Source organism: Pseudomonas sp. GP01-A4 (assembly GCF_058780865.1).
In genome coordinates, this window is record NZ_JBYSWF010000007.1 from 21,741 (window position 1) to 36,748 (window position 15,008).

Consider the following 15,008-nt stretch of genomic DNA (forward strand, 5'->3'; position numbering starts at 1 on the left):
TGCTCCTCAATGGTCGGCTGCCGGAAATCAATAACTTGGCATAATTTGTGCCGACAAAATGCGCGCAGAGTATAGGGGCGGTTCTGCCCCTATTCAACTGCCGGGTAGTGATTTCCGACTGCGCGCTACAGAAGCAATTGTTTCAGCGGATGTGGGCAAGGACGCCCTGAAGCTCATCCAATGAGTTATATCCGATGACCAATTGCCCTTTGCCTTTCTTGCCATGACGAATTTGCACCGCAGAGCCTAGGCGTTCGGCCAGGCGCTGCTCCAGGCGTGCAATATCCGGATCAGGTTTGGCGGTTTCGACCGGTGCAGGTTTGCCACTGAGCCACTGGCGAACCAGGGCCTCGGTCTGACGAACGGTGAGGCCTCGTGCGACAACGTGTCGCGCCCCCTCAACCTGTTGATTTTCCGGCAAACCGAGCAAAGCACGGGCATGACCCATTTCCAGGTCGCCATGGGAAAGCATGGTTTTGATGACTTCCGGCAGCGCGATCAGGCGCAACAGGTTGGACACGGTAACCCGGGACTTGCCCACCGCATCCGCGACTTCCTGCTGAGTCAGTTTGAACTCCTGCTGCAAACGCTGCAGGGCGATCGCTTCCTCGATCGGATTGAGGTCTTCACGCTGGATGTTCTCGATCAACGCCATGGCGATGGCGGTTTCATCCGGCACATCGCGCACCATTGCCGGAATGGTTTCCTTGCCGGCCTGCTGGCTGGCGCGCCAGCGGCGCTCGCCGGCGATGATTTCAAAGCGGCCTGCACCAATCGGGCGCACCACGATCGGCTGCATCACGCCCTGGGCCTTGATCGAATTCGCCAATTCCTCCAGCGCCTGCGGGTCCATGTCCCGGCGCGGCTGGTATTTGCCGCGCTGGATCAGGTCCAGCGGCAGGTGCTGCAGCTCGCGCTCGTCGGCCTGCACCGCTTGCTCTTCAAGGGTCGTGACAGTCGGACCACTCAGCAGTGCATCCAGTCCACGTCCGAGACCTCGTTTCTTGACGGCCATGGGGATTCCTTAAGTTGGCTGGGCTGCAGCGGTGCGTGAATTGCGGCGTTGACGGCGAACCATCTCGCCGGCCAGCGCCAGATAGGCAATGGCGCCGCGGGAAGACTTGTCGTACGCCAGCGCGGGCATGCCATAGCTTGGCGCTTCGGCCAGGCGGATGTTGCGTGGAATCACGGTGTCGTAGAGCTGATCGCCGAAGTGTTCCTTGAGCTGTGCCGACACATCGTTCATCAGGCTCAGGCGCGGGTCATACATGGTCCGCAGCAGGCCTTCGATTTGCAGGTTCGGGTTGAGCAACTCGGCGATACGCTTGATGTTATCCACAAGGTCGCTCAAGCCTTCGAGCGCGAAGTACTCGCACTGCATGGGGATAATCACCCCGTCGGCCGCAACCAGTGCGTTCAACGTCAGCATCGACAGCGACGGCGGGCAGTCGATCAAAATGTAGTCGTAATTCTCGCGGATCGGCGCCAGGGCGCTGCGCAGACGGCTTTCTTTCATCTGCATTTCCAGCAGCACCACTTCCGCCGCGGTCAAATCGCGGTTGGCCGGCAGCAGTTGATAACCACCGTGCTCGGAGAAGTGCATGGCCTGGGCCAGGTCGCACTCGCCAATCAGCAAGTCGTAGACCGAGTTTTCCAGGCCGTGTTTATCCACACCGCTACCCATAGTGGCGTTGCCCTGTGGATCGAGATCGATCAACAGCACCCGACGCTTGGTAGCGACCAAGGATGCTGCGAGGTTGATGCAGGTGGTGGTTTTGCCCACGCCACCTTTCTGGTTCGCTATCGCGAATACCTTAGCCATTCTTGCTTGTGTTCCCAATCATGCCGTGCGGCGCAGTATCAGCAGATGGCGTTGGCCTTGGCAACCGGGTACGGCCAAGGCGTGTTCGCTATCGAGGTGGAAGTCTGCCGGCAATGCTAACAGCTCGTCGCTTGGATGAACGCCCTTCATTGCCAGCCAACGGGTATCGCGGTCGCCGAGGTGGCGGGTCCAGTTGCTGAAGTTCTCCATGCTGCTGAACGCCCGGGAAACAATTCCGTTGAAAGGCTGTTCAGGCGTAAAGGCTTCGACGCGACTGTGGATAACTTGCAGGTTATCCAGCTTGAGTTCGAGTTTGACCTGGGTCAGGAAGCGGGTTTTCTTGCCGTTGCTGTCCAGGCAGGTCACTTGCGACTCCGGAAACAGGATCGCCAGCGGGATGCCGGGCATGCCGCCGCCGCTGCCAACGTCGAGCCAGCGGCCGTTTTCGATAAACGGCATCACACTGAGACTGTCGAGCAGATGGCGGGAGACCATTTCGTCCGGGTCACGCACCGCAGTGAGGTTGTAAGCCTTGTTCCATTTGATCAACAGGGCCAGATAACCCAGCAGCAACTCGTGCTGGGCTTCGGTCAGGTTGACGCCAAGCTGGCGAGCACCTGTGGATAACTCTTCGGCGTGTTGCGAGGTGACCAACGAACTCAAGCGCTTTGCTCCAACTGACGGCCCGCGCCGCGTTTTTTCAAATGAATCATCAACAGCGAGATGGCTGCCGGCGTGACGCCCGGGATACGGGACGCCTGGCCCAGGGTCTCCGGTCGAGTTATCCCCAGCTTGCCTTGGATCTCTTTCGACAGCCCGGAAATGTTTGTGTAATCGATATCCACAGGCAGCTTGGTGTCTTCGCTGGCCCGCAGACGAGCGATCTCATCCTGCTGACGGTCAATGTAACCGGCGTATTTGGTCTTGATTTCGACCTGCTCGGCAACCTGTGGATCTTCTGCGCCAGCGCCGGTGACCGAGATCAGACCAGCGTAGTCGATTTCCGGCCGGGACAGCAGGTTCAGCAAGTTGTATTCGTGAGTCAGCGGCGTGCCGAATTTTTCGGCAATCGCATCGCCTTGCTCGGTGCCCGGGCGAACCCAGGTACTTTTCAGGCGTTGCTCTTCCAACTCGATACTTTCGCGTTTTTTGCAGAAGGCCGCCCAACGCACGTCGTCGACCAGGCCCAATTCGCGACCTTTTTCGGTCAAGCGCAGGTCGGCGTTGTCTTCCCGCAGGATCAGGCGGTATTCGGCCCGGGACGTAAACATCCGGTACGGTTCCTGGGTTCCGAGGGTGATCAGGTCGTCGACCAACACACCGATGTACGCCTCATCGCGACGCGGACACCAGCTGTCTTTGCCCTGTGCACGCAGTGCCGCGTTGGTTCCGGCCAGCAAACCCTGGGCGCCAGCTTCTTCGTAACCGGTGGTGCCGTTGATTTGCCCTGCAAAGAACAAACCGCCGATGACCTTGGTTTCCAGGCTGTATTTCAGGTCACGCGGGTCGAAGTAGTCGTACTCGATGGCGTAGCCAGGACGCACGATGTGCGCATTTTCCATACCGCGAATCGACTGCACGATCTGGATTTGCACGTCGAACGGCAGAGACGTGGAAATTCCGTTCGGGTACAGCTCATGGGTGGTCAGACCTTCCGGTTCGATAAAAACCTGGTGGCTTTCCTTGTCGGCAAAGCGGTGGATCTTGTCTTCGATCGACGGGCAGTAGCGCGGGCCAATACCTTCGATCACCCCGGAATACATCGGCGAACGGTCGAGGTTCGCAGCAATGATTTCGTGGGTGCGGGCGTTGGTATGGGTAATCCAGCAACTGACCTGCTTCGGATGCTGTTCCTTGGAGCCCATGAACGACATCACCGGGATCGGTGTATCGCCGGCTTGCTCGGTCATCACCGAGAAATCCACAGACCGGCCATCAATTCGCGGCGGCGTGCCGGTTTTCAGGCGACCAACACGCAGTGGCAGTTCGCGAAGGCGCTGAGCCAAGGCGATTGACGGTGGATCACCGGCGCGGCCACCGGAATAGTTCTGCATACCGATGTGGATAAGTCCGCCGAGGAAGGTACCGGTGGTCAACACCACGGATTCTGCGAAGAAACGCAGGCCCATTTGCGTGACAACACCGCGTACCTGGTCTTGTTCGACGATCAGGTCATCGGCTGCCTGTTGAAATATCCACAGGTTCGGCTGGTTTTCCAGGGTTTCGCGGACAGCGGCCTTGTACAGGATGCGGTCGGCTTGAGCACGTGTGGCTCGTACGGCCGGGCCTTTGCGACTGTTCAATACGCGAAATTGAATACCACCCTTATCGGTGGCCATGGCCATCGCGCCGCCCAGGGCATCGATTTCCTTGACCAGGTGGCTTTTGCCGATCCCGCCGATCGCGGGGTTGCAGCTCATGGCGCCGAGGGTTTCCACGTTATGCGTCAGCAACAGGGTTTTTGCCCCCATGCGTGCTGACGCCAGTGCTGCCTCGGTACCGGCATGACCGCCGCCGATGACGATCACTTCAAAACGGGAAGGGAAATCCACCACGCACCTCGTGCCTGCTTCTGTAGGTAATTAGGAATGAGCGTTCGAGATCAGGTTTTCGAACGAGTCGGCAAGTATAGGGACTTCGCCCTTCCTAAAGAACCCTTTGCACAAAATTTAACCAGCTGTGGATGAATCACGAACAATAGAAATTAAAAGAGAGAAATTTATTAAATCTTTGTTTTTATGTTTATTTCTACTGAGGCATGTTTCTGTGGATAAATCTCTACAGGCCTTTATTTACATTATGTACAGAGATTCAAAAGTCTGTGGTTAGATGCCAATGAGGCCCTTGGATAAGTGCTTTAAGCCTGTGGATTAAACGGGTGGTTATCCACAGAGGGGTTTTTACTCAGGTTTCAAGCCTGGTTATCAACCGGGCACAGGGGCGGTTATTCACAGGGCTTAATCCACAGAAAATACGGATCCCGATAAGTTTCAGGCAGGCAGATGCCTCCGAAAATCCTCGGTCAGGCAGGAAACAGTTCATTTGCATTTGTGAAACGGGTTGATGGAACGCCTATTGTGAGAAAGCGTCACGGCAGTTAATAATAGTTATTATCATTAACCTGCCTCGTCACCTCTCATGGCCCTTCCCTCGCATACCGTTGCAGTCCAACACATCTATGAGCAGCACCATTCGTGGTTGCACAGCTGGCTCAAGGGAAAGTTGCATAACGCCTGCGATGCAGCTGACGTGGCACACGATACGTTCGTGCGGATCCTGGGGGGCCGCAATGCGACGCAGATCCTCGAGCCCAGGGACTATCTGGCCACAGTTGCCCGGGGACTGGTGATTGACCGCTATCGTCGCCGCGCCATTGAGCAGGCCTATCTGCAAACCCTGGCAGACCGGCCCGAAGCGATCGCAATCAGTGAAGAAGACAAGGCCATCATCATTGAAACCCTCGTTGCTGTGGATAAAGCCTTGTGTGGGCTGGGGGAGCGGGCCAGGCGAATTTTCATGCTGTCCCAGGTCGAAGGCCTGACTTATCAACAGATCGCCGATCAGTTGCGTGTCTCGCTGACCACCGTCAAGAAACATATGGTTCGGGCCCTGACTGAATGCGCCTTGATCATGGCGGGCATGTAATGGCTGCCCCGGATCGCAAGACGTTCGAAGCCGCCGCCAGTTGGTACGTGCAATTTCAATCGCAGCCACCGACACCCGCGCAACAAAGTGCCTGGCAGCAATGGCTCAACGGCGACCCCTCCCATCAGGCGGCCTGGAACCAGATGGAGCAGTTGCAACGTGGCCTCGGTGCGCTACCCAAGGACTTCACCCGTCGTGCGCTCTCGGCCAGTCAACAACGGCGGCAAGTGCTCAAGCTGATGCTGATGCTCGGTGCCGCCGGGTACTTGGGGTGGAACGTTCAACAACACACGTCCCTGGGCAACCTCTGGGCTGACTATCGGACCAAGGTCGGCGAACGACGTCGAATCGGGTTGGCCGACGGCACTCAAATTGACCTCAATACGAACACGGCTATCGACGTACTTTTCGATGGGCAGAAGCGACTGGTCCGTTTGCGTGAGGGGGAAGTACTTATCCACACCGGAAAGTCGGACCGGCAAACACCGTTTTATGTCGAAACCCATGAGGGTCGTGTTCAAGCCTTGGGTACGCGGTTCACTGTTCGCCAACTGCAAGGGTCGACGCGGGTTGGTGTGCTGGAAGACCGGGTCAGCGTGCAACCCGTCGACCAGCCGGCCCATAGCCGAGTGCTTGGACCTGGTGAGAGTGTCGACTTCGGCACGCAAGACGTAGGCCCCAGCCATATTTATCGTAGGAACCAAGCCGCATGGGTCGACGGCCAACTGATCGTTCTGGACGCGCGACTGGGGGATGTCATCGACGAACTGGCGCGCTATCGGCCGGGCGTTATGCAGTGCGATGCCGCATCAGCGCGGCTGCGGGTGTCCGGCACTTTCCGTCTTGATTCCACCGACGCCGTATTGGCCAACTTGCAGGTCACGCTGCCGATCCACGTGAAGTATTTCACGCGCTATTGGGTCTCCGTCACGCTTACAGCTTGATACTGAAAAAATACTCTCAACGGGGGTTATCTTTTTTTTACCTGGCGCGGCCCTACAGGTAATCACGATGCTACCTTCAGGGCTTACTCACACATGCGCCTTCCTACAAAACTTCGCCAGCGTCTCTCCCATCACGGCATCACGTATGGCTTGCTGCTGGCCACGGCCGCGACTGCCAGCACCTTGCTATGCACTCGGGCCATTGCTGCCAGCCCAGTGCAACATTACGTGATCGCCTCCGGGCCACTCGACAATGCCTTGAGCCAATTCGCGTCGAAGGCCAATGTGATTCTGTCCTTCTCGCCGCAGCAGACGGCGCGCCTGCAAAGTCCTGGGCTGGAGGGTGACTACTCGGTGGAGCAAGGGTTTGCGTTATTGCTGCAAAACTCGGGATTGCAGGCGGCGGTTCAAGGCCCCGGCAGCTACGCGCTGCAGCCGGCTGCGAGCGGGGAACAGCTCATGCTGGCCCCCACTACTGTCAGCACGTATCAACAGACTGGGTTCAATCAGGAAATTGCCGGGGACGTAGGTTACAAGGCGCAAAACAGCCGAATCGGTACCAAGACCAGCACACCATTGTCGGAAACCCCGCGCTCGGTGTCGGTGGTGACCGGCCAGCGCATCAAGGATCAAAAATCCCAGACGCTCACCGAAGTGCTGGGCTATGTGCCGGGAATCTTTGCCCCTCCCTTCGCTGCGGGCGACGGGCTGGCCGGTGACTTGTTCTTCATTCGCGGTTTCAACGCTACGGATTATGGCTACGGCCTGCTGCGCGATGGCTTGCGAGTCCAAGGCAACCGGTATGACACCACCAGCGAACCTTATGGCCTGGAAAGGGTGGAGATATTCCGTGGCCCTTCTTCCCTGCTCTACGGCGAAAACGCACCCGGTGGCCTGGTCAACCTGGTGAGTAAACACCCGACAGCTACACCACAAGGCGAAGTTCAGCTGACCTACGGTTCTAATAACCGGCGCCAGGTGGGTGTGGATATCTCCGGTCCCTTGGACGACAGCGGCAATATCCTTGGACGGGTGGTGATGCTCGGCAGGAAGTCCGACACCCAGACCGATCACGTTCCCGATGACCGTCTGTATATCGCACCGTCCCTGACCCTCAATTTCGACGACTACAACACCCTGACGCTGCTGGCCAACTACCAGAAAGACCACACCAATCTTGAACTTGGCCTACCTGCAGCAGGCACGTTACTGACCAACCCCAACGGAAAGCTCTCCAAGCACACCATGCTCGGTGACCCGGATTGGAACACCTTCGAACGGGAAACCTGGAGCACCGGCTACGAGTTCAGCCACAGCTTCAATGATGACTGGCAGTTTCGGCAGAACTCGCGCTACATGCAGTCGCGAATCACCCGCCATGAAACCTGGCCGGGCAACCTGAATAATGCGGGGTTCGGCACACAGCTGAACATGAATGCCTACGACCGCTACAACAAATCGATGGTCTACTCGCTGGATAACCAGTTGGAAGGCAAATTCCAGGTAGGCGGGCTGGAAAATACCGTGCTGTTCGGTGCCAGCTATGACCGTACCTCGTTCAGCCAGGATTGGAATGCCGGATTTGCAGGCACGATCAATGTGTATAACCCGGTGTACCTGAGGGATCCATTGACGCCTCTCGCGGTGCAAAACACGTTGCTCGAACAGCAGATGAAAGGTGTTTATGCACAGCTTCAGAGCAAGTATGACCACTGGTTATTCTTGCTCGGCGGGCGGCAGGACTGGGTCGACAGTGATTTTCGCGACAAGGTGGCCAAGGCCGGCAACATCAGCTCTGAAGACCGCAAGTTCACCTATCAGGGCGGGATCATGTACCAGTTCGACAATGGCCTGACGCCATATGTCAGCTACTCGACCGCGTTCGTTCCGGTACAGCAGATCTCCAATGCCGGCACACCGCTGGACCCGATCACCAGCAGTCAATACGAAGTAGGCCTCAAGTACGAGCCGATCGGCTGGGACACGGCGATGACGTTGTCGGTCTATGACTTGCGCAAGCAGGACGACACGTACCTCGACGCCACGACCAATACCTACCGCCAGGTCGGCGAAAGCCGGGCCAAGGGTGTGGAAGTGGAGGTCAACAGCAACCTCACACCTAATTTGAACGTGACTGCGGCCTACACCTACACCGATGCTCGGATTACCAAGGATTCGGCAACGTCGCTCGTGGAAGGTCACCAGATGACCGGTGTTCCGCGTAATCAGGCTTCGGTCTGGGGCAAATACCGCTTTCTTGACGGCCAGCTCAAGGGCTTGTCCGTCGGCGGCGGCGTGCGCTACTTCGACAGCACTTTCGCTTACACCGCGCCTTCTCTATACGGGAAGCTGGATGCTGGAAGCGTGACGTTGGTGGATGCCGCCATTGGTTACCAGATTGACCAGCACTGGTCGGTAGACGTGAATGCGAAGAACCTGTTCGACAAGGAGTATGTGTCCGGCTGCAACGATGCGGGCCGCTGCTACTGGGGTGAAAGCCGGACGCTACTCGGAACTGTTTCCTACAACTGGTAACCAGCCAGCTGTGGATAACCGCCTATTTCCCGATACAGAAGCTTGAAAAGATCCGCCCCAACAAATCATCGGAGCTGAATGCGCCGGTGATCTCACCCAACAGCTGCTGCGCCTGGCGTAAATCCTCAGCCAGCAGCTCACCGGCTCCTGCCAGCGTCAGTTGCGCACGGCCATGCTCGAGGGCGGCGCTGGCATGCCGCAGTGCCTCCAGGTGCCTGCGACGAGCGCTGAAGCTGCTTTCCGAAGTCTGCTCGTAGCCCATGCACGCTTTCAGATGATCGCGCAGCAGTTCCAGCCCTTCTCCTGCAGCCTTGGCACTCAAGCTGATTGTCACGTGGCCATCTTCACTGACTTCCAGGGCAATTGCCTCGCCCGTCAGGTCAGCCTTGTTGCGAATCAGCGTGACCTTGGCCGGGTCCGGCCGTTGTTCGAGGAATTCCGGCCACAGTGCGAACGGGTCTGCAGCCTCTGGCGCGGTGGCATCCACCACCAGCAACACGCGGTCAGCTTCCGTGATGGCCTTCAACGCGCGTTCCACCCCGATCTTTTCCACCTGGTCATCGGTGTCACGCAGTCCAGCGGTGTCCACCACATGCAGGGGCATGCCATCGATGTGGATATGTTCGCGCAGGATATCCCGCGTGGTGCCGGCGATCTCGGTGACGATCGCGGCCTCTCGCCCGGCCAGGGCATTGAGCAGGCTCGACTTGCCGGCGTTGGGACGGCCGGCAATCACCACGGTCATACCGTCACGCAGCAAGGCACCTTGCCCGGCTTCGCGCAGCACTGTGGATAACTCATCACGAACCTTATCCAGCATCGCCAGGACATGGCCATCGGCAAGGAAGTCGATTTCTTCCTCCGGGAAATCAATCGCGGCCTCCACGTAGATGCGCAAGCTGATCAATTGCTCGGTGAGGTTATGCACACGCAGGGAAAACGCGCCCTGCAACGAGCGCAACGCATTGCGCGCAGCTTGTGCAGAGCTGGCTTCGATCAGGTCGGCAATCGCCTCGGCCTGGGCCAGGTCGAGTTTGTCGTTGAGGAACGCGCGTTCGCTGAATTCACCCGGACGTGCCAGGCGGCAACCCAACTGCAGGCAACGCTGCAGCAGCATGTCCAGAACGATCGGGCCGCCGTGGCCTTGCAGCTCCAGGACGTCTTCGCCGGTAAAGGAGTTCGGCCCCGGGAAATAAAGGGCGATACCTTCATCCAGCACTTCTTCATCAGCACCTAAAAACGGCCCGTAATGCGCATACCTCGGCTTCAGTTCCCGCCCGCTGATGGCCTGGGCCGCCACGCCGGCGAGCGGCCCGGAAATACGAACGATACCGACACCACCACGACCTTGAGCGGTGGCGACAGCGGCGATGGTTTCACGAGGAGCGCTCATGGCGGGTACCCGGATAAAAGTGACAGAAAGCAAAACGCCCCACTAGGGGGCGTCTTGAGTGGTGTTATCCACAGAGTAAATTACGCCTCGGCTTTTTTGGTAGCCGCTTCGATTTTACGTGTGATGTACCACTGTTGGGAGATCGACAGGCAGTTGTTGACCACCCAGTACAGCACCAGACCAGCCGGGAACCACAGGAAGAAGAAGGTGAAGATGATTGGCATCATTTTCATTACCTTGGCCTGCATCGGGTCCGGCGGAGTCGGGTTCAGACGCTGCTGGATGAACATGGTCGCGCCCATGATGATCGGCAGGATAAAGAACGGGTCTTTGATCGACAGGTCAGTTATCCACAGCATGAACGGCGCCTGGCGCATTTCCACGCTTTCCAGGAGCACCCAGTACAGCGACAGGAATACCGGCATCTGCACCAGAATCGGCAAGCATCCACCCAACGGGTTGATCTTCTCTTTCTTGTACAGCTCCATCATGGCCTGGGACATTTTCTGCCGGTCATCGCCATGTTGTTCTTTCAGCGCGGCCAGTTTCGGGGCCACGGCACGCATACGCGCCATCGACTTGTAGCTGGCGGCCGACAGTGGGAAGAAGATCCCCTTGATCAGCATGGTCAGCAGGATAATCGAGAAGCCCCAGTTACCCACAATGCTGTGGATATGTTGCAGCAGCCAGAAAATAGGCTGGGCAATGAACCACAGAATGCCGTAATCCACAGTCAGTTCCAGACCTGGGGATAACTCTTTGAGGACTGCCTGGCTCTTCGGACCGGCGTACAACGTGGCGCTGGCTTCAGCCTTGGCACCCGGAGCGACGGTCAACGTCGGGCCAGTAAAGCCAATGATGTAGTTGCCTTGGCTGTCTTTGCGGGTTTGAACCAGGTTGGCATCACCTTTGTTCGGGATCCATGCGGTCACGAAGTAGTGTTGCAACCAGGCAACCCAGCCACCTTGAACGGTTTCTTTCAGCGCGCCCTTGTCGATATCTTTCATCGACACTTTTTTGTACGGCTCGCTACTTGTCCACAGGGCTGCGCCCAGGTAAGTCGCGGTGCCGGTGGCAGTGCTGGAAGAAGGATCGGCGCTGTTGTCACGCTTGAGCTGGGCAAACAGGTTGCCCGTCCACGGCTTCGCGCTTTCGTTGTCGATCAGGTAAGTGACTTTCAGATCGTACAAACCGCGGGTGAAGCTGAAACGCTTGATGTAGTTGACGCCGTCGTGACTGAATTTCAGGTCGACGTTCAACTGGTTCTGGCCATCGGCCAGTTGATAAGTCTTCTGTTCGGTCGAATAAACCGGACGACCGGTAGCACGAGCATCCGGACCGTCAGTACCGGTCAGGCCACTTTGCGCCAGATATACACGTTCGCCACCGTTATCGAACAGTTGGAACGGAACATCCGGATGGTCTTGGCGACGTGGATACAGCGGCAGCTTGAGCTGGGCGATATCACCACCCTGTGGGTCGATTGCCAGGTCCAGTACATCCGTTTTTACATGGATGAGGTCTTTATTGGTGACGACCGGGGTTTCTACCGGGGTACTGGTATCGGCATTCGCGCTGGGTACATCGGCACTGGCGGCAGCATTGTTACCCAGTGGCGTATCCGGAATAGCCGGCGCCGACTGATTGGTAGCAACATTCTGAGTCGGCAGGGCAGCTTGGCCATAATCCTGGTTCCACTTAAGAACCATAGAGTAGGACACGATTGCCAGGGCGACGATCAGGATCGTGCGTTTAATATCCATGATTACTCGGCCATCGAAGAAGAACGGGAGGTAGGGATAGGCGGAACCGGGTCATAACCACCGGGATTCCACGGATGACAGCGACCTAAACGACGAAAGGTCAGCCAGCCACCGCGCAGAAGGCCATGATTTTCTATGGCTTCCAACGCGTAGCAGGAACAACTGGGGTAGAAACGACAGTGGTTTGCCATCAGGGGACTAATGGCATAGCGGTAAAACTGGATCGGAACGAGGGCCAGTTTACGCATCAGTACTGTCTACCCCTACAGTTTCGGTGCTGACAGCTGGTGCTGGCTTGTTGGTACGAGCCAAACGTTTCCAGAGCTTGCCGAAATGCTGAATCAATTCGGGGTTTTCTACGTCCCCCAAGCCTTTGCGCGCGACGATAACAATATCCCAACCAACCAGAGTCTCCTGGTGGAGGCGAAACGATTCGCGCATCAGACGCTTGAGGCGATTGCGCTCAACGGAGAGCTTTACGCTCTTCTTGCCGATCACCAACCCGAGACGGGGGTGATCCAGATCGTTGTTACGCGCAAGGAGCAGGAGATTTTTCCCCGGAACCTTGCCGGTGGGGGAGTCAAAGACTGCCTTGAAATGCCGGGGGGTTAGCAGACGCTTTTCCCGACTGAAGTCCTGACTCACCACCAGTACCGGATTATCAAACTGCCAGACGCGCACGACCTTTGGCGCGGCGACGCGACAGGACAGCACGGCCGTTCTTGGTGGCCATGCGAGCACGGAAGCCGTGAGTACGGGCGCGTTTGATGGTGCTTGGTTGGAAAGTACGTTTCATGGCGTGTTACCTGGTTCGTCCACAACGGGCCGGAATGGCCCCCGTTTTAAGAGACCGGCGATTCTAGAGAAAGCAAGCCTCTAGGTCAATTTCCAACCAGCTTTTCCTTTAATTAGATATCTGGAGGCCTGCGGACCGAATCCGGGCGATTCGCCTTTGACGAGCAATGCCATAGATATAAAAATAAAGAAGGAAGTTATTTAAAGCTTTTCTGTAAAGCTTATAAAAGCTAGGCACCCCATCTTCTGTGGATAACTGCCTTGAGGCCATATTCTACGGGCTGTACAGAGAATGACAACACGGGGGAGAAACGGTGCTCTGCCTGTGCTGCGCTATCGGATAAGCTGTGTGTGGAATGGCTAGTTATCCACAGGCCAGTTACCCACAGACTTTCGACCCCACTTGTACAACGAGCTTAGGGGCGCTTATCCACAGAGCTTATGCACAGACCATTTGTCGCCTTTTTTACGGTTAAGGCATTGATTCTTGGCGCCCTGTGAGCAACCTACATGTGGATAAGTGGGCGGCTGGCCGCTACAATGGCGGCTGTTTTTGCCTCACCGGCTTTCAACTTAGGGGATATCCGTGTCAGTGGAACTTTGGCAGCAGTGCGTGGAGCTTTTGCGCGATGAGCTGCCTGCCCAGCAATTCAACACCTGGATCCGTCCGCTACAGGTCGAAGCCGAAGGCGACGAGTTGCGTGTCTACGCACCCAATCGTTTTGTTCTCGACTGGGTCAACGAGAAATACCTGAGCCGCGTTCTCGAATTGCTCGATGAACATGGCAACGGGCTTGCTCCGGTGCTCTCCTTATTAATAGGCAGCAAACGTAGCTCGGCACCTCGTGCTGCGCCGAATGCACCGTTGGCAGCCAGTGCCTCCCAGGCTCAGGCCGCTGCGGCACCTGTTAATAACTCGCCAGCCCCGGTCGCCCAGACGCCTTCGAAATCCTCGTCGCAGAAAAACGCGCCTATAAATGAAGAGCCGTCCCGCGACAGCTTTGACCCAATGGCCGGCGCCAGCTCACAACAGGCCCCGGTTCGTGCCGAACAGCGCACCGTCCAGGTAGAGGGTGCGCTCAAGCACACCAGCTATCTGAACCGCACGTTCACCTTTGAGAACTTTGTCGAAGGTAAATCCAACCAGCTGGCCCGCGCGGCTGCCTGGCAGGTCGCCGACAATCCCAAGCACGGTTACAACCCGCTCTTCCTTTATGGTGGCGTTGGCTTGGGTAAAACTCACTTGATGCACGCCGTGGGTAACCACCTATTAAAGAAGAACCCGAATGCCAAGGTCGTGTACCTGCACTCGGAGCGCTTCGTGGCCGATATGGTCAAGGCGTTGCAGCTCAACGCCATCAACGAGTTCAAGCGGTTCTACCGTTCCGTTGATGCCTTGCTGATCGATGACATTCAATTCTTCGCCCGCAAGGAACGTTCCCAGGAAGAGTTTTTCCACACGTTCAACGCGTTGCTCGAAGGTGGCCAGCAGGTCATCCTGACCAGTGACCGTTATCCGAAGGAAATCGAAGGCCTGGAAGAGCGCCTGAAGTCGCGCTTCGGCTGGGGCCTGACCGTAGCGGTAGAACCGCCGGAGCTTGAAACCCGCGTCGCGATCCTGATGAAAAAGGCCGACCAGGCCAAAGTCGACCTGCCGCACGACGCCGCGTTCTTTATCGCCCAGCGCATTCGCTCCAACGTGCGTGAACTGGAAGGCGCACTCAAGCGGGTCATCGCTCACTCGCACTTCATGGGGCGTGACATCACCATCGAGCTGATTCGCGAATCCCTGAAAGACCTGCTGGCGTTGCAAGACAAGCTGGTGAGTGTGGATAACATCCAGCGCACCGTGGCCGAGTATTACAAGATCAAGATTTCCGACCTGCTGTCCAAGCGCCGTTCGCGCTCGGTGGCACGTCCCCGCCAGGTAGCGATGGCGCTCTCCAAAGAGCTGACCAACCACAGCCTGCCGGAAATTGGTGATGTGTTTGGCGGTCGCGACCACACCACGGTCTTGCACGCGTGCCGCAAGATCAACGAACTTAAGGAATCCGACGCGGATATTCGCGAGGACTACAAGAACCTGCTGCGTACACTGACTACTTGATGAA

13 protein-coding genes are annotated in these 15,008 nt (G+C 57.3%); 4 read left to right on the forward strand and 9 right to left on the reverse strand.

Going from position 1 to position 15,008, the window contains the following annotated elements; genetic code table 11:
• Positions 1 to 142: 142 nt before the first annotated feature.
• From AC3WKX_RS06825 to mnmG, 4 genes are read right to left on the reverse strand one after another with little or no spacing between them, the layout of a single operon-like run.
• Positions 143 to 1,015 (reverse strand): ParB/RepB/Spo0J family partition protein, encoded by an 873-nt coding sequence (locus AC3WKX_RS06825; RefSeq protein ID WP_003213558.1) that lies wholly within the window; start codon positions 1,013 to 1,015, stop codon positions 143 to 145.
• 9 nt (positions 1,016 to 1,024) lie between these two features.
• Positions 1,025 to 1,822, reverse strand: coding sequence for a ParA family protein (locus tag AC3WKX_RS06830; RefSeq protein WP_003213559.1), 798 nt, complete (start codon positions 1,820 to 1,822; stop codon positions 1,025 to 1,027).
• Between the two features lie 18 nt (positions 1,823 to 1,840).
• A complete protein-coding gene (rsmG, locus tag AC3WKX_RS06835) occupies positions 1,841 to 2,485 on the reverse strand; it encodes a 16S rRNA (guanine(527)-N(7))-methyltransferase RsmG (protein WP_003213561.1) in 645 nt (214 codons plus the stop codon).
• Entirely contained in the window at positions 2,482 to 4,374 is a 1,893-nt protein-coding gene (gene mnmG, locus AC3WKX_RS06840; protein WP_087694608.1) for a tRNA uridine-5-carboxymethylaminomethyl(34) synthesis enzyme MnmG, read from the reverse strand. The genes rsmG and mnmG overlap by 4 nt, the downstream gene beginning before the upstream one ends.
• 586 nt (positions 4,375 to 4,960) lie before the next feature.
• Between mnmG and AC3WKX_RS06845 the strand changes: the two genes are divergently transcribed.
• From AC3WKX_RS06845 to AC3WKX_RS06855, 3 genes are all read left to right on the forward strand, one after another.
• Positions 4,961 to 5,467: a sigma-70 family RNA polymerase sigma factor gene (locus tag AC3WKX_RS06845; protein WP_008439546.1), complete on the forward strand. Its 507-nt coding sequence runs from the start codon at positions 4,961 to 4,963 to the stop codon at positions 5,465 to 5,467.
• Positions 5,467 to 6,411, forward strand: coding sequence for a FecR domain-containing protein (locus AC3WKX_RS06850; RefSeq protein ID WP_102604441.1), 945 nt, complete (start codon positions 5,467 to 5,469; stop codon positions 6,409 to 6,411). Before AC3WKX_RS06845 ends, AC3WKX_RS06850 begins: the two co-directional genes overlap by 1 nt.
• Before the next feature lie 93 nt (positions 6,412 to 6,504).
• Entirely contained in the window at positions 6,505 to 8,946 is a 2,442-nt protein-coding gene (locus AC3WKX_RS06855; protein WP_102370204.1) for a TonB-dependent siderophore receptor, read from the forward strand.
• Positions 8,947 to 8,968: 22 nt separating this feature from the next.
• Here the strand turns inward: AC3WKX_RS06855 and mnmE are convergent, their stop codons facing one another.
• The 5 genes from mnmE to rpmH form a co-directional block, all read right to left on the reverse strand.
• Positions 8,969 to 10,339 carry a tRNA uridine-5-carboxymethylaminomethyl(34) synthesis GTPase MnmE gene (gene mnmE, locus AC3WKX_RS06860; RefSeq protein WP_008439550.1) on the reverse strand — a complete coding sequence of 457 codons (1,371 nt, stop codon included), beginning with the start codon at positions 10,337 to 10,339 and terminating at the stop codon, positions 8,969 to 8,971.
• An 80-nt stretch (positions 10,340 to 10,419) separates the two neighbouring features.
• On the reverse strand, positions 10,420 to 12,102 hold the full coding sequence (gene yidC / locus AC3WKX_RS06865; protein ID WP_003213572.1) for a membrane protein insertase YidC: 1,683 nt from the start codon (positions 12,100 to 12,102) through the stop codon (positions 10,420 to 10,422).
• Positions 12,103 to 12,104: 2 nt separating this feature from the next.
• The gene (gene yidD, locus AC3WKX_RS06870; protein ID WP_003213574.1) at positions 12,105 to 12,350 is read right to left on the reverse strand and encodes a membrane protein insertion efficiency factor YidD; all 246 of its coding nucleotides are present in this window, start codon (positions 12,348 to 12,350) and stop codon (positions 12,105 to 12,107) included.
• A complete protein-coding gene (gene rnpA, locus AC3WKX_RS06875) occupies positions 12,343 to 12,747 on the reverse strand; it encodes a ribonuclease P protein component (protein ID WP_010168490.1) in 405 nt (134 codons plus the stop codon). Before rnpA ends, yidD begins: the two co-directional genes overlap by 8 nt.
• Before the next feature lie 16 nt (positions 12,748 to 12,763).
• Positions 12,764 to 12,898, reverse strand: a complete 135-nt coding sequence (gene rpmH / locus AC3WKX_RS06880) for a 50S ribosomal protein L34 (RefSeq protein ID WP_003213577.1) — start codon at positions 12,896 to 12,898, stop codon at positions 12,764 to 12,766.
• Positions 12,899 to 13,483: 585 nt separating this feature from the next.
• Here rpmH and dnaA point away from each other — a divergent pair.
• Positions 13,484 to 15,004, forward strand: coding sequence for a chromosomal replication initiator protein DnaA (gene dnaA, locus AC3WKX_RS06885; protein WP_032868695.1), 1,521 nt, complete (start codon positions 13,484 to 13,486; stop codon positions 15,002 to 15,004).
• Positions 15,005 to 15,008 lie beyond the last annotated feature (4 nt).